Here is a 26,431-nt window from a genome sequence, read left to right on the forward strand (position 1 = left end):
GGGGGGGGGGGGGGGGGGGGGGGGTTGTGGGGGGGGGGGCCGCGCGGGGGGGGGGCCGCCCCCCCCCCGGCGGGCGGGGGGGGGGGGGGGGGGTTTTTGGGGGGGGCCCGGGCCGGGGGGGGGGGGGGCCCGCCGGCGTGGTTCGGGTGGCCCGGACCCCCGTGCCGGGCCACCCCGTCTGTGTGGTCGCCGCTCAGCCGCGTGGCACGGCGCTGCGCTGCCGCAGTTCGGTGAGCACGGTCTCCACCAGCGGCGAGTGGTAGAGGTCCGCGACCAGTGCCAAATGCTCGTATTCCTCGGCGAGTTCGACCGGTTCGGCGCCCGTGGCGACGACCACGGTGTCGGCGCCGAGGGCGGGGACATGGCCCACCGCGCGGTTCTCCAGACCCCGGCGCAGCGCGGCCGCCTCCGCGACGGCGGCCAGCTGCCGGTCGACCAGCGCGACCGTACGGGCCCGCTCCCGCGCGATGTCGACGGCGTCGGACTCCACATGACGGCGGATGCCGCGCTGGACGTCGCGGATCTCCGCCATCTGGCGGTTGGCCCGCCATTCCAGGTCGGCGAACGGCCAGCGGCCGGACCAGGACGAGCGTTCCATCGTGACCTCGGGGGTCTGCGCGGTGACGGTCCGCCAGAGCGGCGTCAGGCGGCGCAGCCGGCGCCAGGCGGCGGCCCGGGGCACCGCGGCCGGCAGCGCGAAACCGGTGAGGACGAGAATCGCCCCGACGGAAGCACTCAGCGGCGCCACGCCGTTGGAAAGCCAGAGCGCCTCATGGCCCGCCCAGGACAGGACGAAGCCGGTCAGCTTGCAGGCGCAGTAGACCAGGCCGAGCCAGCAGCCGGCGGCCAGCACCCGCAGACCGCGCGCCAGCCAAGAGCCGCCGAGCCGGGTGGCGTAGCGCGGGCAGAGCGTGCCCAGGCCGGCCAGGCTCGCGCCGAAGATGGCCAGATACAGCACCAGGAACACCATGACCCCGGGGGAATCGGTGTAAGCGGTGCTGAAGTCACGGGGATGCTCGACGTCGTCCGGCCGGCCGACCGCGAAGCCGACGACGGCCACCGCCCACAGCACGGTGACACCCCCGACGGCGGCCCGCGCCCGGGACCGCGCGCGGGCCCGCGCCGCGTCACCCTCGCCCGCGGTCCAGCGCAACAGCAGCACCAGCGCGCCGGCCGCGAACACCACGACGGAGGAGTAGAGGAAGACCATGGCGAGGTTGGCCACGCCGACCAGCCGGTCGAAACCGCGGTAGAGGCTGGGCGCGGAGAAGAGGAAGACCGTCGCCACGCCGCCGGTCATCACACAGGCGAGCCCCAGGTCGGTGTTGCTGCGGTCGCGGAACCAGGCGACGGCCTTGTACGCGACGAGCACCCAGGCGGCCGCCCCGAAGCAGAGGTAGATGACGTCAAACACGCGGGCCCCCGTCCTCGGCCGCGTCGGCCCCGTACGGCCCCTCGGACATCTCCGGGGAGTCCTCGCCGGCGCCGCCGGCCCGGCCTTCCTGCTGGCGGCGGATGTGCTGCAGGGCCGGCCCGAGGGCCGCGGCCAGCTCGGCCGCCTGGCCCTCCAGGGGGAGGGCACGCTCGTCGGCCGACGGCGCCACCCGCTCCATCAGCAGCGTGCCCAGCACTTCGGTTTCGCGTTCGGCGAGGTTGTCGTAGCCGTGGTGCCGGGCGAAGCCCATGGTCAGGCCCATCCGGCGCATCGCGGTCGCCACATCGACCGACGGCGTCCACATCCGCAGCGCGTCCTCGGTGATGGCCGGATCCTGTCCGTGGCCCAGGAGGAGATGACTCAACTCGTGGAGCACGATGTGTGCCTGGTGCCAGGGCGAGGTCTTGTGTTCGAAGAAGATCCAGTAACTGTCGTCCGTGGACGCCGTCATCCCCGAGACGACGCCGCCCAGGCTCATCGGCACCATGTGGACCGGCCGCTCCACCCGCGCCGCGACGATGTCGCACATCCCCCGAAGGTCGGTCGTGGCGGGCAGTGCCAGCTCCTTGATGAGCTGCTTGCACCGCCTGCGTATCTGCCCCACTCGCATGCTCGTCCCGTCCTCGGGTCCGGTCCGCCGCCAGGAATAGAAGATCCGGTCGCGTTCAGCGGTCGGTATCGGCTCGCCCACCACGCTGCTCACCACCCTGCTGCGGCGGATCGGCGGGCAGATTCATCTGCTGCCGGAACTGCGAGATGATCGTCGTCAGGCTGTCCTGCACCTCCGGCGGCAGCCCGACCGAGCGCAGTGCGATGGCGCGTACCCGCTGGTCCCGCATGGCGGCGAGGAAGCGGACCTCCTCCTCCACCCGTGCGGCCTGCGGCTGCGAGAGGTCACCGAGCAGGTAGCCGACAGGGACGGCGAAGAACTTGGCGAGCGCGCGCAGCAGTTCCGGACTCGGGTTGGCGCGCCGGCCGTTGCGCAGCATCGACAGATACTGCTCGGTGACCTTGACCCCGCCGTACTCCTCGGTCCCGCCGCTGATCTCGTCGGCCACGAAGGCGTTGGTGTACGGGGCGCCGGGCGGGTGCATGTTGGCGAAGAGGTGGTTGAGGCGTTCCGCGAGCGCGCTGCCTGCCCCCTTGGACCGGCCGTCGCCCTCCACTGTCATGCCCACCGTCCCCGTACCCCTCCACTCACCGAACCCGCCCCCGGCGCTCCGTGCGGCACGGGCACCGGCCGCACGGCGGGCCCAACCGACAGCACATCGAGCGGAGTTGCCAACCCAACGAGCAGTTAAGGCCGCCCGCTCCGCTGCGCTCATCCTGTCATGCAATGAACACGCAGCACCAGTCCACATACGGACAGTGAGTACGGTCCAACTTAACCGGGAGTTGAGCGGTCACACGGAGCACTCCCCCTATGTGGATCAATAAGGCGAAACGCCAGAAATCTCCCGGAGGGTGCTTTCACCCTGTGCAACCGCGGCATGCGACGGCGAGCGAGGGGAGGGGAGGGGAGGGGAGGGGAGGGGAGGGGAGGGGAGGCAAGCGGGGCGAGGAGGAGGGAGGGCTGTGGCCGGTCGACCCCGGACATGCGTCAGGGACCGTTCGAAAACGGCCCCTGAGCTGCGCCTGCATCGTCGGGACGACAGGATTTGAACCTGCGACCCCTTGACCCCCAGTCAAGTGCGCTACCAAGCTGCGCCACGTCCCGATGCCCGTCCTGGCCGGAAACTTTCCCGGCTGACCGCGCACGAGAACAATACCGCATGTCAGAGGGTGGGTGCTGCCACATTCGGCCGCCCGCCCCCGCCACCGGGCCCTCCGGATGAGTACGCGTACTCATGCGCCTGCGTCACGGCGCCGCCACGCTACGCGCATGACTACTCCATCGATTCAGCGGCCGACGACCACGGCCTTCTTCGTGCAGGCCGCGATCTCCTTCGGGCTGTCGCTGGTGGCGCTGATGATCGGGATCATCAAGCTGCCGGTGGGGCCGTGGGAGCGCGGCTTTCTCGCCCTCGGCCTGGTTTTCGTGGTGTCCTCGGCCTTCACGCTGGCCAAGTGCGTACGCGACCGGCAAGAGGTCGAGGAGGTGACGAACCGGGTGGACAAGGCCCGGATCGACAAGATCCTCATCGAGCAGGACGTCTTCAAGCAGGGTGTCGTCTGATGCGGACGGGCGTCTGATGTGGACGGCCGGCCCGGGCGCCTGATCCCGGGCACGGGATCGCGGGTCCCCGGATCCGCGATCCCCCCGGACGCTTGACCTCAAGAGCACTTGAGGTTGCAGGCTCGATGGCATGACGCACGCAATGACGCCCGCGCCGACCCCCGCGACGGCGCGCACCTTCGACGAACTTCCGGGCCTGATGAGCCTGATGACGGGCGATGAGAAGCACGGCCCGGCCGCCACCTCCACCCTCGACGCCCTCTGGGTCCTCTACGACCGGGTGCTGCGGGTCTCCCCCACCACCGCCGACGCCCCCGACCGGGACCGCTTCCTGCTCTCCAAGGGCCACGGCCCGATGGCCTACTACGCGGTGCTGGCCGCCAAGGGCTTCTTCCCCGCCGAGTGGCTGCCGGGCTTCGGCTCGTACGACTCGCCGCTCGGCCACCACCCGGACCGGACGCTGGTGCCCGGGGTGGAGATCGGCAGCGGGTCGCTCGGGCACGGGCTGCCACTTGCCGTGGGCACCGCGCTCGGGCTGCGGGCGCAGGGCCTGCCGGAACCGGCCGTCTGGGTACTGATCGGCGACGCCGAGCTGGACGAGGGCAGCAACCACGAGGCACTGGCCCACGCGGGCGCCGTCGGCCTGGACCGGCTGCACACCCTCGTCATCGACAACTCCTCCGCCACACACGGCTGGCGCGGCGGGATCGCGTCCCGTTTCGAGACCGCCGGCTGGTCGGCGACGACGGTCGGCGGCCGCGACCACCGGGCACTGCAGGAGGCGTTCAGCGCACCGCACCCGGGCCGGCCGCACGCCGTCGTCGCCCGGGTCGAGCCGAAGAACGCCTGAACCCCGGGCCCCTCCCGCACCCAACGGCTGACGAAGACTTCGAGAGGTATGCAGACATGGACACCATGCGAGAGCGTTTCGCCGCGGTCACCTCGCGGCTGCTGGACGAGGACCCGCGGCTGGCCGTCGTGCTCGCCGAGATCGGCAAGGACGGCTTCACCGATGCGGCGCACCGGCACCCCGACAGGGTGGTGAACGTCGGCATCCGGGAACAACTGCTCGTCGGGGTGGGCGGCGGGCTGGCACTCACCGGGCTCCGCCCGATCCTGCACACCTTCGCCAGTTTCCTGGTGGAGCGGCCCTTCGAGCAGGTGAAGCTGGACTTCGGCCACCAGGGCGTGGGCGGGGTGCTGGTCAGTGCGGGCGGCTCCTACGACTGGCCCAGCGGCGGCTTCACCCACATGGCGCCGGGCGATATCGGGCTGCTCGACACCCTGGACGACTGGACCGTGCACGTCCCCGGGCATCCGGACGAGGCGGAGGCGCTGCTGCGGCGGGCCGCGGCGGCCGGCGACGACCGGGTGTACGTACGGCTGTCCGTGCAGGTCAACGCGGCGCCGAGGCCGGTGGACGGGGCGGGCTTCCGGACCCTTTCGCAGGGACGTCGCGCCGTCGTGGTGACGGTCGGACCGATGCTGGACCCGGTGCTCGCCGCGACCGAGGGGCTGGACGTGACGGTGCTGTACGCGACGACCGTGCGTCCCTTCGACGGCGCCGGCCTGCGGGCCGCCACCGAGGCGGCCGGGACGGACGTGGTGCTGGTGGAGCCGTATCTCGCGGGGACCTCGAATCGCTTCGTGAACGAGGCGCTGGAGGACCGGCCGCACCGGGTGCTCGGCCTCGGCGTCGGCCGCCAGGAACTGCGGCGTTACGGGACCCTCGACGAGCACCTGGCGGGCCACGGCCTCGACCCGCGGGGCCTGCGCGGGCGCATCGGGGCGTTCTTGGGGGTGTGAACGCGGTCGGCGGCCCGGCGGTTCAGATGTGCTTGTCGAGCCAGGCCAGCAGGTCGTCCTGGACCTCGTCGCGGTTGGTCTCGTTGAGGATCTCGTGGCGGGCTTCGGGATACGCCTTCCAGGTCAGGTCCCGGGTGCCGAGGTAGCGGAAGTCCTCAAGGAGTTCGCCCACCAGGGTCATCCCCTGGTTGCAGGGGTCCTGGTCGCCGACGGCGACGTGCACCGGCAGTCCGCGCGGGATACGGGCGAGGTTGCCCGGGTCGTTCATCTTGCGGATGGCCCGCACCCAGTCGAGGGCGAGGCCGGCGCAGAACGGGAAGCCGCACGTCTCGTCGGCGGCGTAGCGGTCCACTTCGGCCGCGTCACGGGAGAGCCATTCGAAGCCGGTGCGATGGGTGAAGGCGTCGTTGAAGGAGCTGAAGTTGCGCGGGATGAAGCCGGAGAGGTGGGTGCGCCCGAATTCGGCGATCTCCGCCTCCAGTTCGGCGACCGCGGAGTCGATCTCCAGGCCCGGCAGGGTGCGGAAGGTGCCGCTGAGGATCAGCCCGGCGAGGTCGGCGCCGTACTCCTGGGCGTAGTCGCGGGCCAGCATCGAGCCCATGCTGTGGCCGAGGAGGACGAGGGGGATGCCGGGGTGGGCGGTGGCGGTGTGGTCGCCGATGGCCTTGAGGTCGGCGACGATCGCCCGCCAGGCGTCCTCGCCGACCACTCCCGGGCCGCCGGTGGACGCCGCCGTGCCGCCGTGGCCGCGGTGGTCGGAGGCGACGACAGCATAGCCGTGGCCGGTCAGGAAGCGTGCGAAGCGGTCATAGCGGCCGCCGTGTTCGGCGGCGCCGTGGGCGATCTGCACGAGGGCGCGGGGCCGGCCGGACTCCGGGAGCCAGGTGTAGGTGGCGATGCGGGCGCCGTCGGGGGCCTGGTGGAAGTCCTGCTGCATGGCCTGCATGGCCTCGTCTCCTGACTGCGGTGCGGTCGCTGACGCGTCGTCGGCACGGACGCCGCCCACTCTGTCCTTCGATACGCCGGTGCGCCAAGGGGCGCGCGTGATGGTGTTGACCCTCCACCCGAGCGGCGTGACGCGATCGGGCCTTCCGACCCGGCGCCCGCGTCGCAACTCCCTGTCCCAGGAGGATCGTTGGACACCACGGACCGTTCCCAGAACGCTGCGGGCATCCCGGCGCCACTGTCCCGTCGCAGGTTCTTGGCCGGCACCGCGTCGGCGGCGGCAGCGGCGGGCCTGGCCGGGGCCGCCGCCCCCGCGACCGCCGCCCCGCAGGCCGCCGCCGGCCCGGCATCCGGTGCCACGCTGTCGTTCACGGCCGCCACCAACGGCGCAGCCTCCCTCGCGCCGTCCGGCGACCGGCTCGTCGCCGAGATCCAGAACGTCCTGTGGTCCCTGCCGCGCGCCGGCGGCGACGCGGTGGCGCTGACCCCGCCCGACCTGGAGCCCACCCGGCCGGTGCACTCCCCCGACGGCCGGCGGATCGCCGTCTGCGCCTACCGCGGCGGCGGCTTCCACCTCTGGACGCTGCGTGCCGACGGCTCCGGGCTCCAGCAGCTGACCGACGGGCCGTGGGACGACCGCGGGCCCGCCTGGTCGCCCGACGGGACGCGGATCGCGTTCGCCTCGGAACGGGGCGGTGACGCGGTGGCCGGCAGCCCGTACCGCATCTGGGTGCTGGAAGTGGCCACGAAACGGCTGACGCGGGTGACCGGACTGGCGGGGCAGGACGGGCCCCATCAGGACGGTGCCTGGGAGGACTTCGACCCGTGCTGGTCGCCCGACGGGTCGCGGATCACCTTCGTAAGGGGGCGGGTGGCGGGCGCGGCGCTGATCTCCCGCACCGTGGCTTCGGTGCCCGCCGACGGCGGCGGCGCGGTGCGCACCGAGCACACCGAGACGGTCGCCGCGCAGGTGATGGTGCCCATCCTGTCCCCCGACGGGCGGCTGGCCTACCTGCGCACGACCGACTATCCCGGGCCGACATGTTCCCTGGTCGTGGACGGGGAGCGGGTCGCCGTCGACGGGGATGTGGAGCCGGTGCCGCCGCGCTGGGTGTCGCGGGACGAGCTGCTGCTGACGGTCGGCGGGCAGTTCCGGATCGTCCGTGCCGATGCCCCGGAGCGGTCCGAGGCGATCCCGTTCACGGCGAAGCTGCCGCTGGAGCGGCCCGACTACCGCGTGAAGGACTACGGCTTCGAACGCCCGGCGAAGGGGCCGGTGCGCGGGGTGCATCTGCCCGCGCTCTCCCCCGACGGCCGCAAGGTGGCGTTCGCGGCGCTCAACTCCCTCTGGCTTGCGCCGACTTCGGGCGGCGGGCCGGCACGGTGCCTCGTGCGGGCCGCGGCGACGGGCTATGTCCTCGCGCCGAGCTGGGCGCGGGACGGCCGTTCGCTGGTGTACGCGGACGACCGGGACGGCCTGTTCGCGGTGCGCCGCCACGACCTGGCGTCCGGCAAGGAGACCGTGCTGGCCACCGGCGGCCGGGTGCAGCCGGCACTGGCGCCGGACGGCGGGCGGCTGGCCGCGCTCGACATGTCGGGCAATCTCGTGGTGCGGGCCCTGGCCGACGGGAAGGAGCGGATACTGGCGGCGCCCCTGGGCGGCGGCGGGCTGCCCGGCCGGCCCAGTTGGTCGCCGGACGGCCGCTATCTGGCGTACTGCGACCGCAACCGCCTCAACCGGCGTTTCCGCGAGGGCTACAACGTCATCCGGGTCCTCGACACCGAGAGCGGCGCGAGCCGGCTGCATCCGGTCGCCGAGCACGTCTCGATCGCCGACCGCTACGACTCCGGGCCCGTCTGGTCACCCGACGGGCGGTGGATGGCGGTGATCGCCGAATCCGCGCTGTGGGTGCTGCCGGTCAGGGCCGACGGCACCCCCGACGGTGAGCCGCGGCAGCTGACCGACGAGAGCGCCGACCACCCGTCGTGGTCCGGGGACTCCGGGACGCTGCTGTATCTGTCGGCGGGCGAGCTGCGGCTGATCCCGGTGACGGGCGGCCCGGCACGGACGGTGCCGCTGTCGCTGCGCCGGCGGGGCCCCCGCGCCCGGGACACCGTGGTGCACGCGGGCAGGTTCTGGGACGGCACCGGCGACGCGGTGCGCGAGGACGTCGACGTGGTGGTGCGGGACGGGCGGATCACCTCGGTCGGACCGCACCGCACCGGCCGTTCGGGGCCCGCCGCGGCCCGCCGGATCGACGCATCGGAGCGGACCGTGCTGCCCGGCCTGTGGGACGCGCACACCCACCCGTGGCAGACGACCTACGGCGGACGGCAGACCGCGCTGCAGCTGGCGTACGGCATCACCACCGCGGTCTCCTGCGGCGGCTTCTCCTACGAGCAGGCGCGCATCCGCGAGGCCGTCACCGCCGGCGCTCTCGCCGGGCCGCGGCTGCTGACCTGCGGGGAGCTGCTGGACGGCGGGCGGGTCGCGTACAGCATGGGGCGGGCGCACCGCACCCGCGAGGGGCTGCGGCGTTCACTGGAGCGGGGTGCGGCCCTGGACTGGGACTTCGTCAAGACGTATGTAAGAGCGCCGGGTTGGGTGATGGAGCAGGCCGCTAGGTTCGCTCATGAACGGCTCGGGGTGCGCGCCGGAAGCCATCTGCTCACCCCGGGCGTGCAGCTCGGCCAGGACCTGACCACCCATCTCCAGGCTACCCAGCGACTGGAGTTCGGGCACGCGGTGTCCGCGTCCGGCCATGCGTACGGCGATGTCGAGGAGGTCTACACCGGCGCCGGCTTCTCCCTCGTGGCCACGCCGTTCTCCGCCGCCGCGCTGCTGGGTGAGGATCCGGGGCTGGCCGATGACGCCCGCGTCGGCACGCTGATGCCGCCGTGGGACGCCGCGCTCGTACGGGAGAACGCGGGCCACCGGCCGACTCCCGCGCAGCTGGCCGACATCGGCACGGAGGTCGGCGTCTACCGCCGGGTGCTGGACGGCGGTGGGCTGGTGGCGCTGGGCACCGACCAGCCGCTGACGCCGGTGGGGCTCGGGCTGCATCTGTGCCTTCGCGCACTGCACCGGGGCGGCCTGAGTGTGAGCCGTACGCTGCGCACCGCGACGGCACTGCCCGCGAAGGTGTTCGGTGCGGAGCGGGATTCGGGGACGCTGGAGGTCGGCAAACTCGGCGACATGACGCTGGTGGACGGCGACCCGTTCACCGACTTCGACTCGCTGGTGCGGACCACGGCGGTGCTGCGCGGCGGCCGGCTCTTCGCGCAGCGGGACCTGGTCGGCGCCTTCCCGGCGCCCGCCGCCGCGCACCCGAAGTGGCTGGAGGTCGGCCGGCAGCAGCGCCGTGAGTCCTGCTGCGACGCCGGGCAGCACTGACCGGCGGTCCGCCGCGACGGGCCGGGGAGGCGTGGGGTGGCGCGCTTTCCCGGCCCTGGCGAAACCGTGCCGAACCGTCGCCGACCGGGGGGTGGTGCGAATATGCTGCGCGCTCCAACTCATCGCATAAATGCACCCAGTTGATGTTTTATGCGCCCCGCAGTAGGTATGCCAACGGGTATTGCACGCGGTAAGCGACAGATCACATTCCGGCACGGCAACAACACGCTGCACGACGACAACAGACGGCACGGCCGGTGCCGTCCCGGGGCGGGGTGCGACCAGCTCGGGGAAGATCGCGAAGGAGGGCTCGTCTTGCATCGCTATTTCACCGACCGGCGACATGAGGCACTCCGGCACCGGGTGAGGGACTTCGCCGAGAGGGAGGTCCGCCCACGGATTGCGGAGATGGAGGCGAGCCGCACCGTCTGCCACGACCTTTCGCGGCTGATCGCCCGTCAAGGGTGGATCGGCGCGACGGTGCACCGCGCCTACGGCGGGATGGGCGCCGGGCATGTCGCCAAAACCCTCATCATCGAGGAGATCTCGCGGGTGAGTGCCGCGATGGGCGCCATGGTCCAGGCATCCCAGCTCGGCGTCGCGAAGATCGTCCACTTCGGGAACGAGGAGCAGAAGAAGACCTGGCTGCCGGCCATAGCCTCCGGCGACTGCCTGCCGACCATAGCCGTGACCGAACCGGACTCCGGCGGCCATGTGCTGGGCATGGCGAGCACCGCGGTCCGCGACGGCGACGACTACATCCTCAACGGCAGCAAGACCTACGTCGGCAACAGCCACGTCGGCGATCTGCACGGCGTGGTCGTCCGCACCGCGGAGGGCTCCAAGGGCCTGTCCGCCTTCCTCGTGGAGTCCGGCAGCCCCGGCTTCCGGGTCGGCGCGCAACAGCCCGCCATGGGGCTGCACGGCTTCAGCTTCGGCGAGCTGTTCTTCGACAACTGCCGTGTCCCGGCGGCGAATCTGCTGGGCCGGGAGGGCGACGGCCTGAATGTGGCGTACTCCTCCAGCGTGCTGTACGGACGGCCCAATCTGACCGCCGTGTCGCTGGGGATCCATCAGGCGGTGCTGGACGAGACGACCCGCTTCTGCACCGAACGCCAGCGCTACGGCAAGCCGCTGTCCGACTTGGGCAACATCAAACTGAAGCTCGGCCGCATCCAGTCACGGCTGCTGCTCGCCCGGCTCGCCGCGTACCACGCGGTGCATCTGCTGGACCACGGACAGCCGTGTGACGCGGAGTTGATGAACGCGAAGCTGGTCAATGTGGAGTCGGCGCTGGAGTCGGCGCGCGACGCGATGGACATCCACGCCGCGTGCGGGCTGTTCACCGACCGGCCGGTGGAGCGCTTCCTGCGGGACGCGCATCACATCTTCGCGCCGGCCGGCACCTCGGACATCCAGCTGCTGCGCCTGGGCGAACTCGCCCTGGGCCGGACCAAGGGCGAATGGTCGAGCCGGCTCGCGGATCTGCTGCGGCTGGAGCCGGCGGAGCTGCCGGAGCGGCCGGAGCTGCCGGAGCTGCCGGACGAGGAGCCGCCGCCCACGGTGCCGGGCCAGCGCACCGCACCCGCCGCGAAGCGCTCGTGGTTCGCGCCGTTCAGGTGAGCCGCCGGGGCCGGCACCCCGGCACATCGAAGCCCCGGGCCGGGCCGATGCCCGCGCCCGGGGCCGCGAGGTGCCGGGGGGAGGTGGTGTTCAGGGCACGTCGGCCTGCTGCTGTTCCATGTGGTGGATCTGGTCGACGAGTTCGGCCGCCATCGCCTTGATCGTCTCCAGCCCTTCGCGCCCCCAGGGACGCGGTTCGAGGTCCACGACGCAGACGGTCCCCAGGGCCATGCCCGTACGGTCGATCAATGGCGCGCCGAGATAGGAGCGGATGCCGATCTCGTCGACGACGGGGTTGCCGGCGAAGCGCGGGTAGTCGCAGACGTCCTCCAGGACGAGGGCCTTGCGACGGACGACGACATGCGGGCAGTAGCCGTGGTCGCGGGCCATCACCCGGCCGGGCTGGGCGCTGGCGGGCGCCGGGCCCAGCTCGACGGCCTGGTCCTGTGCGGGGGTGTAGAGCCCGGCGAAGTACTGCCGCCGCTCGTCGATGAAGTTGACCATGGAATAGGGCGCCCCGGTCGTGCGGGCCAGTTTGCGCGCGAAGTCGTCGAAGGCGGGCAGCGGGGACTCACCGATCCCCAGGGCCCGCAGCCGGGCGACCCGGGCCGGGGCCTCGTCGTCCTGAGGGGTCAGCAGCAGATGGCGCGTCGGGTCGTAGGAGACATACGAGGCACGGGACGCGGGGTGGTTCATGGCAGCTCCGGGGTCGCGGCGAGATGGGGGGTGAGCAGATGCTGGACCAGCGCGACCAGGATGTGCGTGGCCGAGCTGCACCGGCGGGCGTCACAGAGCACGACGGGAATGTCCGGCGACAGGTCCAGGGCGGCCCTGACCTCGTCGGGTGTGTAGTGGTAGCCGCCGTCGAACTCATTGACGGCGACGATGAATTGGATGCCGCGCCGCTCGAAGAAGTCGACCGCGCCGAAGCACTGGTCCAGGCGGCGGGTGTCGGCCAGGATGACCGCGCCGAGCGCGCCGTTGGACAGCTCGTCCCACATGAACCAGAAGCGTTCCTGGCCCGGCGTCCCGAAGAGGTAGAGGACGTGCTCGGGGCTGAGGGTGATCCGGCCGAAGTCCATGGCCACGGTGGTGGTGTTCTTGTCCTCGATGCCCGCGAGATCGTCGTGCCCGATACTGATCTGGGTGAGCAGCTCCTCGGTGCTGAGCGGTTCGATCTCGCTCACCGCGCCGACGAAGGTCGTCTTGCCGACCCCGAATCCGCCCGCGACGAGGATCTTGAGCGCCGTCGGGAAGGGGTCGGTCGAGCCCGGGTCCCTCTGGGCCGCGAGGTCACAGTCGTTTGCGAAGTCCATTCAGCACCGCCTCCAGGAGGGCTCGGTCCGTTCGGGCCGCGGGTCCTGCCGCGACGGCTTGGGGGGCTCGCGCGGTGAGCGCCCCGCAGTCGACGAGGTCGGCGAGGAGCACTTTGGTGACGACGGCGGGCAGCCGTATGTGCGCGGCGATCTCGGCGACCGAGACGGGCCCGCCGCACATGCCCAACACCTGCGCGTAGTCCGGGCCTTGGCAGGACGCGGGCCGCCGTCCGGTGGCCATCACCATGGTCAGCAGGTCGAAGTTGGCGGTGGGACGGGTCCGCCCGTTGCTGATGGTGTACGGGCGGACCAGTCGGCCCGCCGCGTCGTCGTACCACGCTGCTTCCTGACGGCCCTGCCGCCGGCGGCGACGCACGACCATGGTCAACGACCGCCTGCCGGTGCCTGCCGACGCAGGGGCGTGGACAGATACGGCCGGACGCTCTTGACGAGCATCCCCATCTCGTAGCCCAGCACCGCGACATCGGCCTCCCGGCCGGCGATGACGGCCAGACAGGCCCCGGACCCGGCGGCGGAGACGAACAGGAAGGTGGACTCCAGCTCGACGACTACCTGGAGGACGTCGTCGCCGTCCCCGAAGCGCACGCCCGCGCTCCGGGCGAGGGAGTAGAGGCCGGATGCCAGGGCCGCCATGTGGTCGGCGCTGTCCGGGTCGAAGCCGTCGGCGGCCTTGACCAGGCCGTCGGAGGACAGCAGGAGGGCGCTGCGGGCATGCGGCACGCGCTGCACGAGTCCGGTCAGCAGCCAGGAAAGATCCGTGTGCTGGCTGCCCTGCAGCTGCGAATGCGCCTGCGCGTGCACATCACTCACCATGGTTGTGGTCGTCTCCTCGGGGGCGGGCCATCGGGGCCTCGTGGTCACGGTCATAGAGCAGGTCATTGCCGCCAAGGCTGCTGAAGTCGCCGTCCTGGCCGGAGCGGTTGCCTGCCTGGTAGCTCTCGTCGGACAGGCTGACGCCGCGCCGGAAGGCAGCCATCAGGCCGGGGTCGTGCTCCGGCTCCGGTCCGGTACGGCGTGCGGACGACGGCAGGATCGGGTCGCCGCGCAGTTCGGGAACGAGGTGCTCCTGCTTGCGCCGGCGCGGCAGCCGGGGGCGGGCCCCGTCGTCCGTCGCGGCGGGCGGCGGGGGCAGCACGACCGGGCCGGGGTCGGCGGGGCGGTCGGTGACGTCGTGCGCGGGGGCCACCGGGCGGGTGGGCAGCGGCGGTACGGAAGCGGTCGGCTCGGCGGCCTGCGGGGCGGCCGGAGCGGGTGTGCGGACCAGTCGGCGGCGCGGGGAATCGGGGTCGGCGCCGGTGGAGCCGTCCGATCCGGTGTAGGTGCCGGGGCCGCCTGCGGCGTAGGCGCCTACGGCGGTGTCGGCGTAAGCGCCGGACCCGGTCTCGGTGTAGGCGCCTACCGCGGCGTCGGTGTAGGCGCCGGCGCCGGTTTCGGCGTGGACGGATGCCGTCGGCACCCGCTCGTGGTCCGTCTGCTGCGGCGCATCGAGCGAGCGTCCGGCCCGCCCGGCATCCGCGGATGCACCGGGCCCGGCAACCGGCAGCGGCTCGGGACCGCTACCGGCGAGGCCCTGCCGCACGTCGTAACCGTTGTGGCGGCCTTCCGTGCCCGACGCGTGGCCGGCCTCGATGCCGAGGTCGGCGGCATGGTCGCGTACCGGGTCGCTGTCCGGCGATCCCGTCCGCGCTCCGCCCGTCTCGCCGGATTCCGCGCCGAGCAGTGCCTGCGGGAGGACCAGCACGGCCTGCACGCCGCCGTAGATGTTGCTCTGCAACCGGACCACGATGCCGTGCCGCCGGGCGAGCGAGGAGACCACGAACAGCCCGATCCGGCCGTCGCTCAACAGCTCGGCGACATCGACGTGTTCGGGGTCGGCGAGCAGTGCGTTCATCCGCGTCTGCTCGTCGGACGACATGCCGAGGCCCCGGTCCTCGACCTCGACCGCGAGACCGGCGGTGACCAGCTGGGCGCGCAGCAGGATGTGGGTGTGCGGGGCGGAGTAGATCGAGGCGTTCTCGACGAGTTCGGCGAGCAGGTGGATGACGTCGGCGACGGCGTGGCCCTGCAGGGTGCCCTCGATCGGCGGGACGAGCTTGACCCTGGGGTACTGCTCGACCTCGGCGATGGAGGAGCGCAGCACCTCGGTCATGGTGACCGGACGGCTCCACTGGCGGCGGGAGATGGCGCCACCGAGGACGGCGAGATTCTCGGCATGCCGACGGATGCGGGTGGCCAGGTGGTCGACATGGAAGAGGCCCTTGAGCAGATCCGGGTCCTCGACCTGGTTCTCCAACTCGTCCAGCAGCTCGATCTCGCGGTGCACCAGGGACTGCAGGCGCCGGGCGAGGTTCACGAAGACCTCGACCTTCTGCTCGCTGCCGCTGGCGTTGCTGCGCGCGATGGCCACGGCGTCGATGACGGCGGACTCGGCGGAGCGGCCCGCGGCGGCGACCTCGTGGGCGAGCAGATCGAGGGTGTCGCCGGTCGGGACGAGGCCCGGGTCGGGGGCGCGGTGCTGGAGCCATTCGCCCTGGCGTACCCGGTCGAGCAGGTCGTACAGGTCGGACTGGCTGCGGGCGCAGACCTGGCGCAGCCGGGCGTAGCGGGCGACCGTGGCGCGGGCCTCGGAGTTGGCGGCGGCGCCCGCGATGAGCACGATGACGCAGATCAGCGCCAACCCACCGAAGAGGGCCGCCCATTCGCGCCCGGTGAGGTGGGCGCCACCGGCCTGGACGACGAAGGCGGTCACGGCGGCGCAGATGACGGCGACGAGGAGGCAGGGGGCGGCGGCGAGCCGGACCAGGCGGGACCGTATCGCCGAGTCGGCGGCCGACTCGGGGAACGAGGTCCGGCCGTGCCGTCCGCCCTCACGCTCCCGCCGCCGTACGGAGGTGGGTACTGGGGCTGCCCCCGGGGAACTCTGGGCCCCCTGGGACCTGTGAGTCTCCTGGGACGTCTGGGTCCCCTGGGGGAATGCGGTAGGCATCGGCGCCCTCCGGATCGGCCGTTGGCACTTCGCGGAGCACGCACGCTAGTTGTTGCGAGGGTGGGGTTCAGACCCACTTCGGGGTTTCGCTACCCCTCGCCACCTCCCTGAGGGGACGTCACCCGTACGACAGTGCGAATCAACCCGAACGGTCGTACCAACACGGCGCGATACTGCAGGAGTTGAGGCTCCCCGCCGGGGGAGTTGAGGCTTCCCCGATGACGCTCGGGCGACACCCCACAGCGATCGGACGGCACCGCTCAGGCCGCGAAGAGGCGCGGTGTGGCGAAGCCGTCCGTTGTGCGCGGTTGCGGTGTTCCCTCTCGCGACGCCCTTGTTCACGCCCGGGTCCACCGATATTCTGCAAGGCTTTCCGCTCCCGCGGATCGTGAGTCCGACCTGCCTCCGGAAGGAGCGTGACGCCGTGAAATGGCCAACCCGGCCGCCCGCCCGGAAGGTCCGGGAACGCGGGCGGCGGGTTCCGGAAGGAACGAGATGTCCCGTACGGACAAGACGAAGCCCTTGTGGGTGCGGTGCGCGGAGCACCACCCCCGGCCGGCCCACGATCACCGTTACGGCAGCTGCGATCTGCCGCAGGCGCCGACGCGGGAGGACCCGGACACCCGCTGCCGGTGGACGCACTCCGCATTCGGCGAAAGCTGCTGCTCCGGGCCGCACGGGCGCGCGGCCTCGAAGGAACGGCGGGAGATGGCCAGGGCGGGCAACCGCGCGGATCGCTACGCAGGCCGGCTCGACGCGCGCCGTTCGGCCACCGGGGCGTACAGCCGCTGACTGCGCCCCTCATCCGTCGTCGCGGCCCGCCCGGGGCGCTTCATGACGGCTCCCGCCCGGGCTGATGCCGGGCGGGAGCCGGATGCGCCGACGGAGCGGGCGCAGCTGGTCATCCGGGCTTGATACGGCCCCGCCAGGCGCCGGTTTCGCCGCCGCGGTGCTCGATGAACTCCTTGAAGCGCCCCATGTCGCCCTTGATGCGCCGGTCGATCACCCCGGCCACGGCAGCGGCCTTCTCGGCCGGGCCGTTGGGCTCGACGTCCATGACGAGGTCCACCCGGGTACGCGTGTCGTTCACGCGCTGAAAGCTGACCATCCCCATCTGCTGGGTATCGCCGCCGGTCGTACGCCAGGCGATCCGCTCGTCGGGCAGCTGGTCGACGATCTCGGTGTCGAACTCCCGGCGCACCCCACCGATCTTGGTGGTCCAGTGGTTGCGGCGGTCGTCGAGCTGCCTGATCTCCTCGACGCCCTCCATGAATTCCGGGAACTCCTCGAACTGCGTCCACTGGTTGTAGGCCGTATGGACGGGGACCTCGACCTCCACCGTCTCCTTCACCGTGCTCATCGCTACGCCTCCTCACGTGGTGCCTGCCGCGGGCAGGGAATCCCGCGCCGCAGATCTTGGTACGCCACGCCGGGTACCCGACGGCGAACTCGCCACACGCCACCCACGCCCCTGATTCCACGACCGGCCGGCAGCCGGTGCGGAGGGCCGGGCACACGTCCGCGGACCACGGGGGCCGCTGCGTCGTACGGCGGGGACCTGCGGCGCTTGGGATCGGCCGGGTCCGGGCTGACACTGGAGGCATGAACGCGTCCGCGCCGGGGCTCTCCGGCCTGCGGGAGCGACTCGGCAGCAGCTTGTTCCACCGCGTCGCGGGCCCCGCCGGCCCCGAGAACCGCGCCCGCATCCATGGTGCGCCCGGTCCGCGCTGGTTCGGCGCCGACCGGCCGATCCGTACCGTCCACGGTGATGCCTCGATGTTCATCGGCGGGCTGCGGGCGTTGCTGCTGCAGTCCCTCCACCCGCTGGCCATGGCCGCGGTGGCGGCACATTCCGGCTATCGCGGCGACCCCTGGGGACGGCTGCAACGCACCAGCACCTTCCTCGCGGTGACGACGTTCGGCGCCGCCGCGGACGCACAGCGCGCGGTCGACCACGTGCGGGCGGTGCACGAGCGGGTGGCCGGTACCACCAGGTCCGGGGAGAAGTACCGCGCAGCGGACCCCCATCTGCTCGCCTGGGTGCACATCGCCGAGGTCGACAGTTTCCTCCGTGCCCACCAGCTCTACGGTGCGCACCCGTTGGACGCCGCCGGCCGCGACGCGTACATCGCCGATACGGCACGGGTGGCGGCGGCGCTGGGTGTTCTCGCCCCACCGCGCAACCGAGCTGAGCTGGCAGACCTGTTGGCCGCCTACGCCCCCGAGCTACGGGCCACCGAAGAGGCCCGTGAGGCAGCCCGATTCATGCTCCTGCACCCTCCCCTGCCCTGGGCGGCGCGAGCCCCGTACGCCGTCCTCGCCGCGAACGCGCTCGCGACCCTCCCGCCGTGGAGCCGCGACCTCCTCGGCCTCCCACGGCTGCCGGGGATCGAGAGCGCCTGCGTACGGCTGACGGGACGCGCGCTCACCGCGAGCATCCGCTGGGCGATGACCACTCCCCCGTCCGCGCCTCCGGAGCCCCCTCCGCGAACCGGTCAGCCGGGCGCGCCGACCGCACCCGAAGCTCCGCCGGCATCGCAGCCCTCCAGCTCAGCGCCTTGACTCCGGTTGGCGTCACGGCTGTTGGCGTCGCGGCGATCCAGATCAGGGACCGCGCGCAGCGCCTTCGCGGCTCCGGCGTCGCATCGACGGCGGCGCCGCGCGCTCCCTCTGATGGGCCGGCAGGAGCCCGCGACAGGGAGGCGGGGGCGTGCCGCCGCGCGGACTGCCGTGCACGCCATGGGCTCCGCACCGGGAGCCCCGGGGCGCCTCACCCCTCGGCGACGAGTTCGCCTTCCGCGTGGGGCGGACGCTCCTGCGGGGCAGGCGTGGGGTAGCCGTGCGCGGTGGTCGCCACCGGCGGCCAGCTGGGCCAGCCGTGCACGGGCGGCACGGCCACCGCACGCCACCACGGCGCCACGGCCTGCTCGTCAGCGGGCTCGAACGGCTTGCCCGGCGGCGGCACGGCGACGGCCGCTCCCACCGAGTGGGCGGCGTACATGGTCCACTCCGCGGGCTCGGCCCAGGGGTGCGGCGCGAGGCTGAAGGTGCCCCAGTGAATCGGCAGCATGACGCCGGACGGGCTGCCTCCGGAGAGGTCGACGTGGGCGCGGACGCCCTCTTCGGGGGTCATGTGGATGTCCGGCCAGAAATCGCTGTACGCGCCGATCTGGATCATGGTCGCGTCGAACGGGCCGTGGTCCGCACCGATCTCGGCGAATCCAGCGAAGTAGCCGGTGTCGCCGCTGTGATAGATCCGGTGCTGCGGTCCCGCTACCACCCAGGACGCCCACAGGGTGTGCTGCGGGCCGCGCAGCCCGCGTCCGCAGAAGTGCTGGGCCGGGGTGGCGGTGAGGGTCAGCCCGCCCACGCGGGTGGATTCGTGCCAGTCCAGCTCGGTGATCCGCTCGGCGGGCACGCCCCAGAACTCCAGGTCGGCGCCGATACCGAGCGGCACCACGAAGGCGACGCCGGTGGCGGTCAGTGCCTGGACCGTCTCCATGTCCAGGTGGTCGTAGTGATCGTGCGAGATCACCACCACATCGACCGGCGCCAGCGCGGAAAGCTCGACCGGCACCGGGTGCATCCGCTTGGGCCCCGCCCAGGTGAACGGCGAACAGCGCTCGCCCCACACCGGGTCGAAGAGCACCCGCTGGCCATCGATCTCGGCGAGCACGCTCGAATGACCCATCCAGGTGAGCCGCAGGCCGGAGACGGGCGGCCGGTCCCACTCCGACCCGGTCGGGCGGTGCACCGGAATCCGGCCGACCGGCGCCCGGCGCAGCCGCCCCTCGCGGCTGAGCTGGGTGCGTGCCATCGGCAGCGCCGACCCCTGGAGCAGCTGCCTGGTCTGCGCCGGATTGCGGAACTGGCCGTCCACGAACTGCGGCGACTTGCGCATCCTGGCCAGCCGCTCGCCTGTGGGCACGGCGCCGAAGCTCGCGGGCCGCAGCGCGGTCAGTCGAGTGCGTCGGGGTCGGGAACCGGTCACGGCACCTCCAAGGTCGGGGCAGTCGCGGAGTGAACGGGCTGCACGAGCGGCAGGTTCCGGCGCGCCGGGGGCCGCCCGGCGCCGGTGTACCGACCGCTCCGCACCGCGACACCCGGATTCACACCATCACCCCCAGACACCAACGACGCGACCCGCCGTGACATTCCGAAGCGGGTGTGATCTTGGCCACCGGCGGGACGGAGCGAGGCAGCGGGGTGGGGCGGGGCCGGGCGGGGCCGTGCCCGTCCGGCCCTCAGGCCTACCGGGCGGGCCCGCAGGCGCGCCCGGTCCTCAGGACGAGGTGGTCGGCCACCGGCCGATAGCCGAGCCGCTGGTAGAGGGCGTTGCTGGTGGGATTGTCCAGGTCGGTGAAGAGCACCAGCTCCTCGGCGCCCGCGACGTCCCGCGCGGCCCGCGACACGGCGGCGGTCACCGCCCCCGCGTAGCCACGTCCCCGCAGCTCGGGCGGGGTGTAGACGGGCGCGACCCGCGCCATACCGGACAGTGTCCGACTGACGCCGGCCATCGCGACGGGCCGGCCGTCGATCTCCCACAGGGTGCAGCGGCCCTCGGCGAGCCGGTCGTCGACGGCCCGGGAGGCACCGGGCGGCCCGTCACCCACCTCGGCGGCGAAGGCCGTGAACCAGGCGAGCACGAGCGCACGGTCCGCGCCGGTGGCGGCGCGGGCCGCCCGGGCGGTCCGGGGTCCGGCGGGACCAGCTCACCGAGCCGGTACAGCCGACGCCGCCCGGCGGATTCGGGCGTCCCGCCGTGGCGCCGGTGCCATCCTGCCGCATAGGCGCGTGCCGTCGGCAGCTCGGCGTTCACCCCCGCCTCGGGGAGCCGCTCCGGCACGAGGGTGCCGGCCAACGCGGCCGCGGCGTCGTCGGGCATCGGGGAGAGCAGCACGGGCCGCGGCGGCGTCCACACGAAGGCGCCCTCGACTGCCGCCCCTCCCGTTGTCTGCGTGCGCGCCGGCCGCCACCACCCGAACCACGGTGCGTCGCTTCCGTACGCATCCGCGCCGAGCACCCGCAGCGAGGACGTCACGGACAGCAGCAGGGTGTGTTCCACGGGCCGGGCCCGCAGGAAGGCCCCCGCGGCCTCCTCGAAGGCGTCGAGGTCCTGTGTCGTCCGCCATCGTGTGGCGGGTGGCGTGCCGGGGTCCCCGGCCGGTGGCGTGGCCGTCTCCGTGGTCCGTGTCGTCGTTCGCTCCATGGCTCACCCTCCCGTGGGCGGCACGGCGCGTGCACCCCGTTTTCGGCTACGGGGCGCGGCCCGGGGCTCCCGCGCGGCGGGATGGGCGGGCGGCGCAGGCGGTTCCGCTACGCCTCCGTACCCGGCCGCGCCAGCTCCCCGGCCACCGGTGGACCGGCGAGGCCCGGCCGGCGCGGCAGGAGGACGGTGCGCAGCACGACGCGCGGGGAGACGAGGCGGGACGGCGGTGCCGTGAGGCAGAAGACGTCGCGGAAGGCCGCGCCGACGACGGGGTCGATGGCGGCACGGGCGGTCAGCCGCTCGACGTACCAGGTGCTCACCCGCTCGCCGATGCCTGCCCTGGCGTCGCCGTCGCTCGCGTAGGGGCGGTCCGCGCCGACCGCGGCGAGCCAGGCCGGGTCCGCCGCCCGGGACACCGCCCGCTGCGCCTCGGCGGTGGCTCCCGCCCGCAGTCCCCCGGCCTCGTCGAGCGCGCCGCGGACCGCCAGCGCACCGAGTGCGGCGACCGACATGCCCTGCCCGTACACGGGGTTGAAGGTGCAGCTGGCGTCCCCCAGGACGAGGAACCCTTCGGGCAGGGCGCCGGCCCGCTCGAAGTGGCGCCGGCGGTTGAAGGTGTCGCGGAAGCCGTACACCGACGAGACCGGCTCGGCGTGCGCGAGGAGTTCATGGACGTACGGGTCGCCGACGGTGGCGCTGAAGGCGGTGAACTCCGCCTCGTCCGTGGGCGGGTGGTGTCCGCGTACCCCCGACAGCGTCAGCAGCCACTTGCCGTCCTCGACCGGCACGTACGCCGCGCCCCGCGGGCACTGCGGCCAGCCGGGGATGTTGACGCCCACCTCCGGTTCCGGGTCGCGGGGGCGGTACATGCGGGTGGCGTAGGCGATGCCCGCGTCCACGGTCTCCTCGTGCGGCGCGCCGCGGCCGAGTGCGGCGTACCACTGCGGCACCCGGGACCCACGGCCCGACGCGTCGACGACCAACTCCGCGGACAGCGCACGCTCGGCGCGTTCGCTGCCGCCCCTGGACCGTACGCGCACCCCGGTGACCTGCCGGGAGTCCCCGGTCAGCCCGACCGCCTCGGTGGCCTCCAGGACCTCGACACGGGTGGCGGATCCGGCGGCCGCCCGCAGCGCGCGCTCCCTGACGACGGCGTCCAGCACCGGCCGGGTGACGCTCAGGGTGCGGTGCCGGCGTTCGTCGAAGCGGCGCTGCCAGCCGGTGGGTGTCCGGGTGATGAGGTCACGCGGCAGACAGAGGCTCCGCGCGCCCGCCTCCGTGAGGGCCTCGACCGTGCCGGGCAGCAAGGTGTCCAGGGCGCGCTGTCCACCGCTCAGCAGGATGTGCAGATGGCGCGCCTGCGGGACGCCCTTACGGAACGTGCGCTCCGCAGGGTACCGGTCGCGTTCGACCACGGTGATCGCGTCGACGTGCCCCAACAGGGCGGTGACGGCGAGCATCCCGGCGAGTCCGCCACCGATCACGACCGCGGTGCGCCCGTCGTCGACGTGCTCTGCCATCCGCACTCCACTCCCCCGCGCCGCGCCCGGCCGTGCGCCGGTCCGGACACCGGCTGTCCGCTCATCGCTCGCGGCTCACCGGTCGCCGCTCGTGGCCATGTGATCACGGCGGTCTCACACTTCAGTCCGCGCGCAGTCATGTCAACGGCTCTTTCTGCCATCCGGCGCACAGCGAGCCGGCGCACCTTGGCACGTCAACAGCCGCCCGTCAGCCACCGTTGGCCGGTGGGTGATCGCGCCGGCAGCTTCTCGGGAACGGTTTTCTCCCACGGGTCACGCGCGCCCCGGACACCCCCGCGCGCCTTCGCGCTGCGTCTAGACTCCCGGCGTCGGACCCAGGCATCCGCAAAGGGGTGCACCAGCAAGGGATGCAAGGACGCTCGTGACACTGCAGCAGGCCACAAAACCGTATGACGTCCTGGTCGTCGGCGGAGCGGGTGTGGACACCCTCGTGCAGGTCGGCGCGCTGCCCGTGCCGGCCGCCGACTCCTACGGGGTGCCGCCCATCCGCGAAGGGGCCGGACACACGGGTTGCGGCGTCGCCCTCGGCTGCGCGGCCCTCGGCCTCGCCACCGGCTTCGTCGACTTCCTGGGCGACGACCACCAGGGCACCCTGGTACGCGAACGCCTTTCCGGTACCGGCGTCGACTTCCGGCCGTTGATCTCCCCGCACGGCACCCGGCGTGCCGTCAATCTCGTGGCCCCGGACGGCCGTCGGACGTCTTTCTACGACGGCCGCGACCCCCTCGACCTACGGATGCCTGCCGAGCACTACCTTCCGGCGCTGCGCCGCGCCCGGCACGTCCATCTGTCGGTCACCCACTTCGCCCGGTTCCTGTACGACGACATCGAAGCCCTGGGGCTCCCCGTCTCGACGGACCTGCACGACTGGGACGGACTGGACGGCCACCACCGGGAATTCGCGCTCCGCTCGGACCTGGTGTTCCTCAGCACCGCCGGTGCGGGTGAGCGGATCGGGTCCGTCATGCGGGAGATCCTCCGGGAGGGGCGCGCCGAAGCGGTGATCGCCACGGCCGGTGCGGGCGGCGCCTATCTCCTCACCCGTGACGACAGCACTCCCCGCCATGTGCCCGCGGCGGTACCACCCGGTCCCGTCGTGGACAGCAACGGCGCGGGTGACGCCTTCACCTGCGGCTTCCTCTACGGCCGGCTGGCGGGCCGGGACCTGGAGGACTGCGTACGCCTGGGCGCGGTCGCGGGCGCGCACGCCTGTACCGCCCAGGGCACGCACACCGCCCTCGTCGGGCCGGCGGACCTGCGCGCGGCCCTCGCGCCGGTCGCGGTCGGCGAAGGGCCCGGCGGCGGCCCGGCGGATCAGTCCTTGCGGCCCACCGCACCGTAGAAAATGGTGTTGTTGAGCTCCTCGGCGCTCGGCACCTCGCCGTCCGGCCGCCACAGCGACACCCGCACCACGCCCGGGTCGAGCAGCGCGAACGGTCCGAAGAGCGGCTCGACCTGTGCCTTCGAGCGGAGGTTGAGGGTGGCGGTGGCGTTCTTGTAGACGTTCACCACGCCGTCGCGCGCGGTGACGTCGGTGCGGCCCGGCGCGTACGCCTCATAGGGCTCACCGGTGGCGTGCGACAGCACGAGGTGGCTGCCCGCGGGGAGGGCGTCGGCGAGGGTGGCGACGAGAGCGGCGGGGTCCTCGTCGTCCCGGACGAAGTGCAGGACGGCGAGCAGCAGCAGCGCCACCGGCCGGTCGAAGTCGATCAGTTCGCGGACGACCGGGTGGTCCAGGATCGCCTTGGGGTCGCGGACATCACCGAGCACGAAACCGGTGCCCTCGGTGTTGGTCAGCCGTGCCCCGGCGTGGGTGGCGACGATCGGGTCGTTGTCGACATAGACGACGCGCGTGTCGGGGGCGATCTCGCGGGCCACCTCGTGGGTGTTGGGCGAGGTGGGGATGCCGGTGCCGATGTCGATGATCTGGCGGATGCCGCCGGCGACGAGGTCGCGTACGGCGCGCTGCAGGAAGGCGCGGTTGGCGCGGGCACTGAGCCGGATCTGGGGGTGCACCTCGATGACGCGCTCGGCCGCCACCCGGTCGACCTCGTAGTTGTCCCAGCCGCCGAGGTAGTAGTCGTACATGCGGGCCGGATGCGGCCTGCTGGTGTCGATCTGCTCGGCCGGGAAGCCCTGCTCCGGGCCCCTCAGGTCGCCGGCGAACCCCTGGCCGTCCGGGCTCCGCGAGATGTCCTGGTCGCTCACGCCGTCCTCCGTTCGCTGTGCCGGCACGGTGCCGCGGAGAGCAGGAAGTCGGCGTCCCCGGCCTTCGCACCCTCGATGAAACTCACGATCTCGCCATGGCTGTAGATCAGCGCCGGCCCGTCCGGATCGGTCGACTGGCGCAGCGCCACCCGGCCGTCCCCCAGCCGCATGGCCTCGACGCATTCGCCGCCGTTCCCGCCGCTCCACGGCTTGTGCCAGCCGTCGTTGCCCAGTTCCTTGGCGGGCATGCCGTTGTAGATGCGTATGCGATCCACGGTTCAGATCTCCTTGCGAAAGCCACTCAGGAGGGCCTCGGTGGTGTGTGCCGGCGCGGCCTGCGCACACATCCGGTCCAGGGCCTCCAGGAACTGCGAGACGTCGTTGCGCTGGTCGAAGTACACGGCGCCGACGAGGCTCTCGGCGTACGCGATGTCCGGGAGCTCGGGGATCGGGAACCGGAAGATGTGGAACGGCCCGTACATCGCGGGGTGCGGGCCGGCGGCGAAGGGGATGACCTGCAGCCGGACGTTCGGCAGGGCCGTGGCCTCCATCAGCCGGGCGATCTGGTCGCGCATGACACGGGGGCCGCCGATCGGGCGGCGCAGAACCGTTTCATCCATCACCACCCACAGCATCGGTGCGTTCGCGCGGGTCAGCAGGGACTGCCGCTCCAGGCGCAGCGCCACGATGCGGTCGATGTCCGCCGCCGGAGCGTGCGGCATACCTGCCCGCAGGACGGCTGCGGCGTAGTCCTCGGTCTGCAGGAGGCCGGGGACGTAGTGCGGTTGATAGGCGCGGATCAGGTTGGCTTCGCTCTCCAGGCTGACGAAGGCGCTGAACCATTCGGGCAGCACATCGCGGAACCGGTGCCACCAGCCCGGCTTGTTGGCCTCGCGGGCGAGGTTGAGGAAGCCGTCGATCTCGTCCTGTTCGCTGACGCCGTAGGTCGCCAACAGCTTCTCGACGTACGGGAGTTTGAGGCCGACCTCGGCCTTCTCCATGCGCCGAATCGTGGCGTGGGTCACATCGAGGGCCTCGGCGGCTCGCTCAAAGGACAGTCCCGCCTTCTCACGCAGGTCCTGCAGTCGCTTTCCGAGCACCACCCGCAGGACGGTCGGCGCACCGGCCGACCGTGGATCCGCCACGTCCGATCTCCTCCAACCAGCTTCAGTGATCAGCAGTGTGTCATGCCGTCAGCAGGCCGAACAGACTGCATATCCGATTCTGCAAATTGCAGAGTGATCCTTGCCATCGGCGACCAACATCGCACATAGTTACGGAGTGGCTTCCTCCAACAACGCTCCTCTGTTAGGGCGCTGTAGCGGCACCGCCGCCAGGCACCCGCAGGACGCGTTCCATCTACCGGCGCAGCGCACGTCCGTCTCCGAGGCGCGCAGACGCGCCGGCACCCTGCTGCACGAGTGGGGCGCCGACCAACAAGTCCGCGACGACGTGGAGTTGGTCGTCTCCGAGCTGTTCACCAACGCGCTGCGGCACACCGACAGCGAGAAGGTCGGCTGCGAACTCACCGTCGTCGGGGCGCACATCCGCATAGAGGTCACGGACCAGGGCGGCGGGCCGGGCGCCTGCACGCCGCACGTCCAGCCCGGCAGCGTGGACAAGGAGTGCGGCCGCGGGCTCTTCCTCGTCGGCGCTCTCTCCGAGAGCTGGGGGACCCGACCCGACGACAGCGGCCCGGGCCGGGTCGTCTGGGCGGATCTGCCGTACGCCCCCGCAGCGCACTGAGGCCCCGCCCCGCCGTTCCGGCGGG

General features: G+C 72.6%; 24 protein-coding genes, 1 tRNA gene and 1 pseudogene. 9 read left to right on the forward strand and 17 right to left on the reverse strand.

Features of this window, described 5'->3' with window-relative positions:
- Positions 1–193: 193 nt before the first annotated feature.
- The 4 genes from ACIRQ7_RS11830 to ACIRQ7_RS11845 form a co-directional block, all read right to left on the reverse strand.
- Entirely contained in the window at positions 194–1,414 is a 1,221-nt protein-coding gene (locus tag ACIRQ7_RS11830) for an MAB_1171c family putative transporter (RefSeq protein WP_404261885.1), read from the reverse strand.
- Positions 1,407–2,039, reverse strand: coding sequence for a hypothetical protein (locus tag ACIRQ7_RS11835; protein WP_404262302.1), 633 nt, complete (start codon positions 2,037–2,039; stop codon positions 1,407–1,409). Before ACIRQ7_RS11835 ends, ACIRQ7_RS11830 begins: the two co-directional genes overlap by 8 nt.
- Positions 2,040–2,100: 61 nt before the next feature.
- The gene (locus tag ACIRQ7_RS11840; RefSeq protein ID WP_401466740.1) at positions 2,101–2,607 is read right to left on the reverse strand and encodes a helix-turn-helix domain-containing protein; all 507 of its coding nucleotides are present in this window, start codon (positions 2,605–2,607) and stop codon (positions 2,101–2,103) included.
- A gap of 471 nt (positions 2,608–3,078) precedes the next feature.
- Positions 3,079–3,152: transfer RNA gene (locus ACIRQ7_RS11845), tRNA-Pro, on the reverse strand.
- A gap of 165 nt (positions 3,153–3,317) precedes the next feature.
- Between ACIRQ7_RS11845 and ACIRQ7_RS11850 the strand changes: the two genes are divergently transcribed.
- From ACIRQ7_RS11850 to ACIRQ7_RS11860, 3 genes are all read left to right on the forward strand, one after another.
- Positions 3,318–3,611 (forward strand): YiaA/YiaB family inner membrane protein, encoded by a 294-nt coding sequence (locus ACIRQ7_RS11850; RefSeq protein ID WP_401466743.1) that lies wholly within the window; start codon positions 3,318–3,320, stop codon positions 3,609–3,611.
- A 130-nt stretch (positions 3,612–3,741) separates the two neighbouring features.
- Positions 3,742–4,461, forward strand: a complete 720-nt coding sequence (locus ACIRQ7_RS11855; protein ID WP_404261888.1) for a transketolase — start codon at positions 3,742–3,744, stop codon at positions 4,459–4,461.
- Between the two features lie 56 nt (positions 4,462–4,517).
- Entirely contained in the window at positions 4,518–5,417 is a 900-nt protein-coding gene (locus ACIRQ7_RS11860; protein ID WP_404261890.1) for a transketolase family protein, read from the forward strand.
- 22 nt (positions 5,418–5,439) lie between these two features.
- On the opposite strand, the gene ACIRQ7_RS11865 is transcribed toward ACIRQ7_RS11860, so the two are convergent.
- On the reverse strand, positions 5,440–6,363 hold the full coding sequence (locus tag ACIRQ7_RS11865) for an alpha/beta fold hydrolase (RefSeq protein WP_404261892.1): 924 nt from the start codon (positions 6,361–6,363) through the stop codon (positions 5,440–5,442).
- Between the two features lie 189 nt (positions 6,364–6,552).
- Between ACIRQ7_RS11865 and ACIRQ7_RS11870 the strand changes: the two genes are divergently transcribed.
- Positions 6,553–9,756, forward strand: a complete 3,204-nt coding sequence (locus ACIRQ7_RS11870) for an amidohydrolase family protein (protein WP_404261893.1) — start codon at positions 6,553–6,555, stop codon at positions 9,754–9,756.
- A gap of 315 nt (positions 9,757–10,071) precedes the next feature.
- Positions 10,072–11,379, forward strand: a complete 1,308-nt coding sequence (locus ACIRQ7_RS11875; RefSeq protein ID WP_404261895.1) for an acyl-CoA dehydrogenase family protein — start codon at positions 10,072–10,074, stop codon at positions 11,377–11,379.
- 90 nt (positions 11,380–11,469) lie between these two features.
- Here ACIRQ7_RS11875 and ACIRQ7_RS11880 read toward each other — a convergent pair whose 3' ends face one another.
- Genes ACIRQ7_RS11880 through ACIRQ7_RS11900 form a run of 5 tightly spaced genes read right to left on the reverse strand, consistent with a single transcriptional unit; the run spans position 11,470 to position 15,702 of the window.
- The gene (locus tag ACIRQ7_RS11880; RefSeq protein ID WP_401466757.1) at positions 11,470–12,075 is read right to left on the reverse strand and encodes a GAF domain-containing protein; all 606 of its coding nucleotides are present in this window, start codon (positions 12,073–12,075) and stop codon (positions 11,470–11,472) included.
- Positions 12,072–12,695, reverse strand: coding sequence for a GTP-binding protein (locus ACIRQ7_RS11885; protein ID WP_401466760.1), 624 nt, complete (start codon positions 12,693–12,695; stop codon positions 12,072–12,074). The genes ACIRQ7_RS11880 and ACIRQ7_RS11885 overlap by 4 nt, the downstream gene beginning before the upstream one ends.
- Positions 12,673–13,077: a DUF742 domain-containing protein gene (locus tag ACIRQ7_RS11890; protein WP_404261897.1), complete on the reverse strand. Its 405-nt coding sequence runs from the start codon at positions 13,075–13,077 to the stop codon at positions 12,673–12,675. Before ACIRQ7_RS11890 ends, ACIRQ7_RS11885 begins: the two co-directional genes overlap by 23 nt.
- 2 nt (positions 13,078–13,079) lie before the next feature.
- Entirely contained in the window at positions 13,080–13,529 is a 450-nt protein-coding gene (locus ACIRQ7_RS11895; protein ID WP_401466766.1) for a roadblock/LC7 domain-containing protein, read from the reverse strand.
- Entirely contained in the window at positions 13,519–15,702 is a 2,184-nt protein-coding gene (locus ACIRQ7_RS11900) for a sensor histidine kinase (protein WP_404261899.1), read from the reverse strand. The genes ACIRQ7_RS11895 and ACIRQ7_RS11900 overlap by 11 nt, the downstream gene beginning before the upstream one ends.
- Before the next feature lie 495 nt (positions 15,703–16,197).
- Here ACIRQ7_RS11900 and ACIRQ7_RS11905 point away from each other — a divergent pair, with 495 nt between their 5' ends.
- On the forward strand, positions 16,198–16,494 hold the full coding sequence (locus ACIRQ7_RS11905) for a hypothetical protein (RefSeq protein WP_404261901.1): 297 nt from the start codon (positions 16,198–16,200) through the stop codon (positions 16,492–16,494).
- A 109-nt stretch (positions 16,495–16,603) separates the two neighbouring features.
- Here ACIRQ7_RS11905 and ACIRQ7_RS11910 read toward each other — a convergent pair whose 3' ends face one another.
- Positions 16,604–17,062 (reverse strand): SRPBCC family protein, encoded by a 459-nt coding sequence (locus ACIRQ7_RS11910; RefSeq protein WP_401466771.1) that lies wholly within the window; start codon positions 17,060–17,062, stop codon positions 16,604–16,606.
- 242 nt (positions 17,063–17,304) lie between these two features.
- Here ACIRQ7_RS11910 and ACIRQ7_RS11915 point away from each other — a divergent pair, with 242 nt between their 5' ends.
- Entirely contained in the window at positions 17,305–18,264 is a 960-nt protein-coding gene (locus tag ACIRQ7_RS11915; RefSeq protein ID WP_404261903.1) for an oxygenase MpaB family protein, read from the forward strand.
- A gap of 208 nt (positions 18,265–18,472) precedes the next feature.
- Here ACIRQ7_RS11915 and ACIRQ7_RS11920 read toward each other — a convergent pair whose 3' ends face one another.
- The 3 genes and pseudogenes from ACIRQ7_RS11920 to ACIRQ7_RS11930 all read right to left on the reverse strand — a co-directional run bounded on the left by ACIRQ7_RS11920 (position 18,473) and on the right by ACIRQ7_RS11930 (position 22,431).
- Positions 18,473–19,693 (reverse strand): MBL fold metallo-hydrolase, encoded by a 1,221-nt coding sequence (locus tag ACIRQ7_RS11920; RefSeq protein ID WP_404261904.1) that lies wholly within the window; start codon positions 19,691–19,693, stop codon positions 18,473–18,475.
- A gap of 259 nt (positions 19,694–19,952) precedes the next feature.
- Positions 19,953–20,911, reverse strand: a pseudogene (locus tag ACIRQ7_RS11925) (GNAT family N-acetyltransferase).
- Positions 20,912–21,018: 107 nt separating this feature from the next.
- Positions 21,019–22,431, reverse strand: a complete 1,413-nt coding sequence (locus tag ACIRQ7_RS11930) for an NAD(P)/FAD-dependent oxidoreductase (RefSeq protein WP_404261906.1) — start codon at positions 22,429–22,431, stop codon at positions 21,019–21,021.
- Between the two features lie 382 nt (positions 22,432–22,813).
- Between ACIRQ7_RS11930 and ACIRQ7_RS11935 the strand changes: the two genes are divergently transcribed.
- Complete coding sequence (locus ACIRQ7_RS11935) at positions 22,814–23,794, forward strand: carbohydrate kinase family protein (RefSeq protein ID WP_404261907.1); 981 nt, start codon at positions 22,814–22,816, stop codon at positions 23,792–23,794.
- Here ACIRQ7_RS11935 and ACIRQ7_RS11940 read toward each other — a convergent pair.
- Genes ACIRQ7_RS11940 through ACIRQ7_RS11950 form a run of 3 tightly spaced genes read right to left on the reverse strand, consistent with a single transcriptional unit; the run spans position 23,767 to position 25,805 of the window.
- The gene (locus ACIRQ7_RS11940; RefSeq protein ID WP_404261909.1) at positions 23,767–24,660 is read right to left on the reverse strand and encodes an SAM-dependent methyltransferase; all 894 of its coding nucleotides are present in this window, start codon (positions 24,658–24,660) and stop codon (positions 23,767–23,769) included. The genes ACIRQ7_RS11935 and ACIRQ7_RS11940 overlap by 28 nt on opposite strands.
- Positions 24,657–24,935: a DUF397 domain-containing protein gene (locus ACIRQ7_RS11945; protein WP_401466792.1), complete on the reverse strand. Its 279-nt coding sequence runs from the start codon at positions 24,933–24,935 to the stop codon at positions 24,657–24,659. The genes ACIRQ7_RS11940 and ACIRQ7_RS11945 overlap by 4 nt, the downstream gene beginning before the upstream one ends.
- Before the next feature lie 3 nt (positions 24,936–24,938).
- Positions 24,939–25,805 carry a helix-turn-helix domain-containing protein gene (locus ACIRQ7_RS11950; protein WP_401466795.1) on the reverse strand — a complete coding sequence of 289 codons (867 nt, stop codon included), beginning with the start codon at positions 25,803–25,805 and terminating at the stop codon, positions 24,939–24,941.
- A 136-nt stretch (positions 25,806–25,941) separates the two neighbouring features.
- Here ACIRQ7_RS11950 and ACIRQ7_RS11955 point away from each other — a divergent pair, with 136 nt between their 5' ends.
- Positions 25,942–26,406: an ATP-binding protein gene (locus tag ACIRQ7_RS11955; protein WP_404261911.1), complete on the forward strand. Its 465-nt coding sequence runs from the start codon at positions 25,942–25,944 to the stop codon at positions 26,404–26,406.
- The last annotated feature ends 25 nt before the right edge of the window (positions 26,407–26,431 follow it).

The organism is Streptomyces sp. NPDC101393 (assembly GCF_044767385.1).
Taxonomy (GTDB): domain Bacteria; phylum Actinomycetota; class Actinomycetes; order Streptomycetales; family Streptomycetaceae; genus Streptomyces.

What these genes read in the sequence shown, in the direction of transcription:
- ACIRQ7_RS11900 (WP_404261899.1), bottom strand. Translation starts at nt 15,702, where the DNA reads ATGCCTACCGCATTCCCCCAGGGGACCCAGACGTCCCAGGAGACTCAC.
- ACIRQ7_RS11890 (WP_404261897.1), bottom strand. Translation starts at nt 13,077, where the DNA reads ATGGTCGTGCGTCGCCGCCGGCGGCAGGGCCGTCAGGAAGCAGCGTGG.
- ACIRQ7_RS11930 (WP_404261906.1), bottom strand. Translation starts at nt 22,431, where the DNA reads ATGGCAGAGCACGTCGACGACGGGCGCACCGCGGTCGTGATCGGTGGC.
- ACIRQ7_RS11850 (WP_401466743.1), top strand. Translation starts at nt 3,318, where the DNA reads ATGACTACTCCATCGATTCAGCGGCCGACGACCACGGCCTTCTTCGTG.
- ACIRQ7_RS11885 (WP_401466760.1), bottom strand. Translation starts at nt 12,695, where the DNA reads ATGGACTTCGCAAACGACTGTGACCTCGCGGCCCAGAGGGACCCGGGC.
- ACIRQ7_RS11910 (WP_401466771.1), bottom strand. Translation starts at nt 17,062, where the DNA reads ATGAGCACGGTGAAGGAGACGGTGGAGGTCGAGGTCCCCGTCCATACG.
- ACIRQ7_RS11860 (WP_404261890.1), top strand. Translation starts at nt 4,518, where the DNA reads ATGGACACCATGCGAGAGCGTTTCGCCGCGGTCACCTCGCGGCTGCTG.
- ACIRQ7_RS11905 (WP_404261901.1), top strand. Translation starts at nt 16,198, where the DNA reads ATGTCCCGTACGGACAAGACGAAGCCCTTGTGGGTGCGGTGCGCGGAG.
- ACIRQ7_RS11915 (WP_404261903.1), top strand. Translation starts at nt 17,305, where the DNA reads ATGAACGCGTCCGCGCCGGGGCTCTCCGGCCTGCGGGAGCGACTCGGC.
- ACIRQ7_RS11880 (WP_401466757.1), bottom strand. Translation starts at nt 12,075, where the DNA reads ATGAACCACCCCGCGTCCCGTGCCTCGTATGTCTCCTACGACCCGACG.
- ACIRQ7_RS11855 (WP_404261888.1), top strand. Translation starts at nt 3,742, where the DNA reads ATGACGCACGCAATGACGCCCGCGCCGACCCCCGCGACGGCGCGCACC.
- ACIRQ7_RS11865 (WP_404261892.1), bottom strand. Translation starts at nt 6,363, where the DNA reads ATGCAGGCCATGCAGCAGGACTTCCACCAGGCCCCCGACGGCGCCCGC.
- ACIRQ7_RS11840 (WP_401466740.1), bottom strand. Translation starts at nt 2,607, where the DNA reads ATGACAGTGGAGGGCGACGGCCGGTCCAAGGGGGCAGGCAGCGCGCTC.
- ACIRQ7_RS11895 (WP_401466766.1), bottom strand. Translation starts at nt 13,529, where the DNA reads ATGGTGAGTGATGTGCACGCGCAGGCGCATTCGCAGCTGCAGGGCAGC.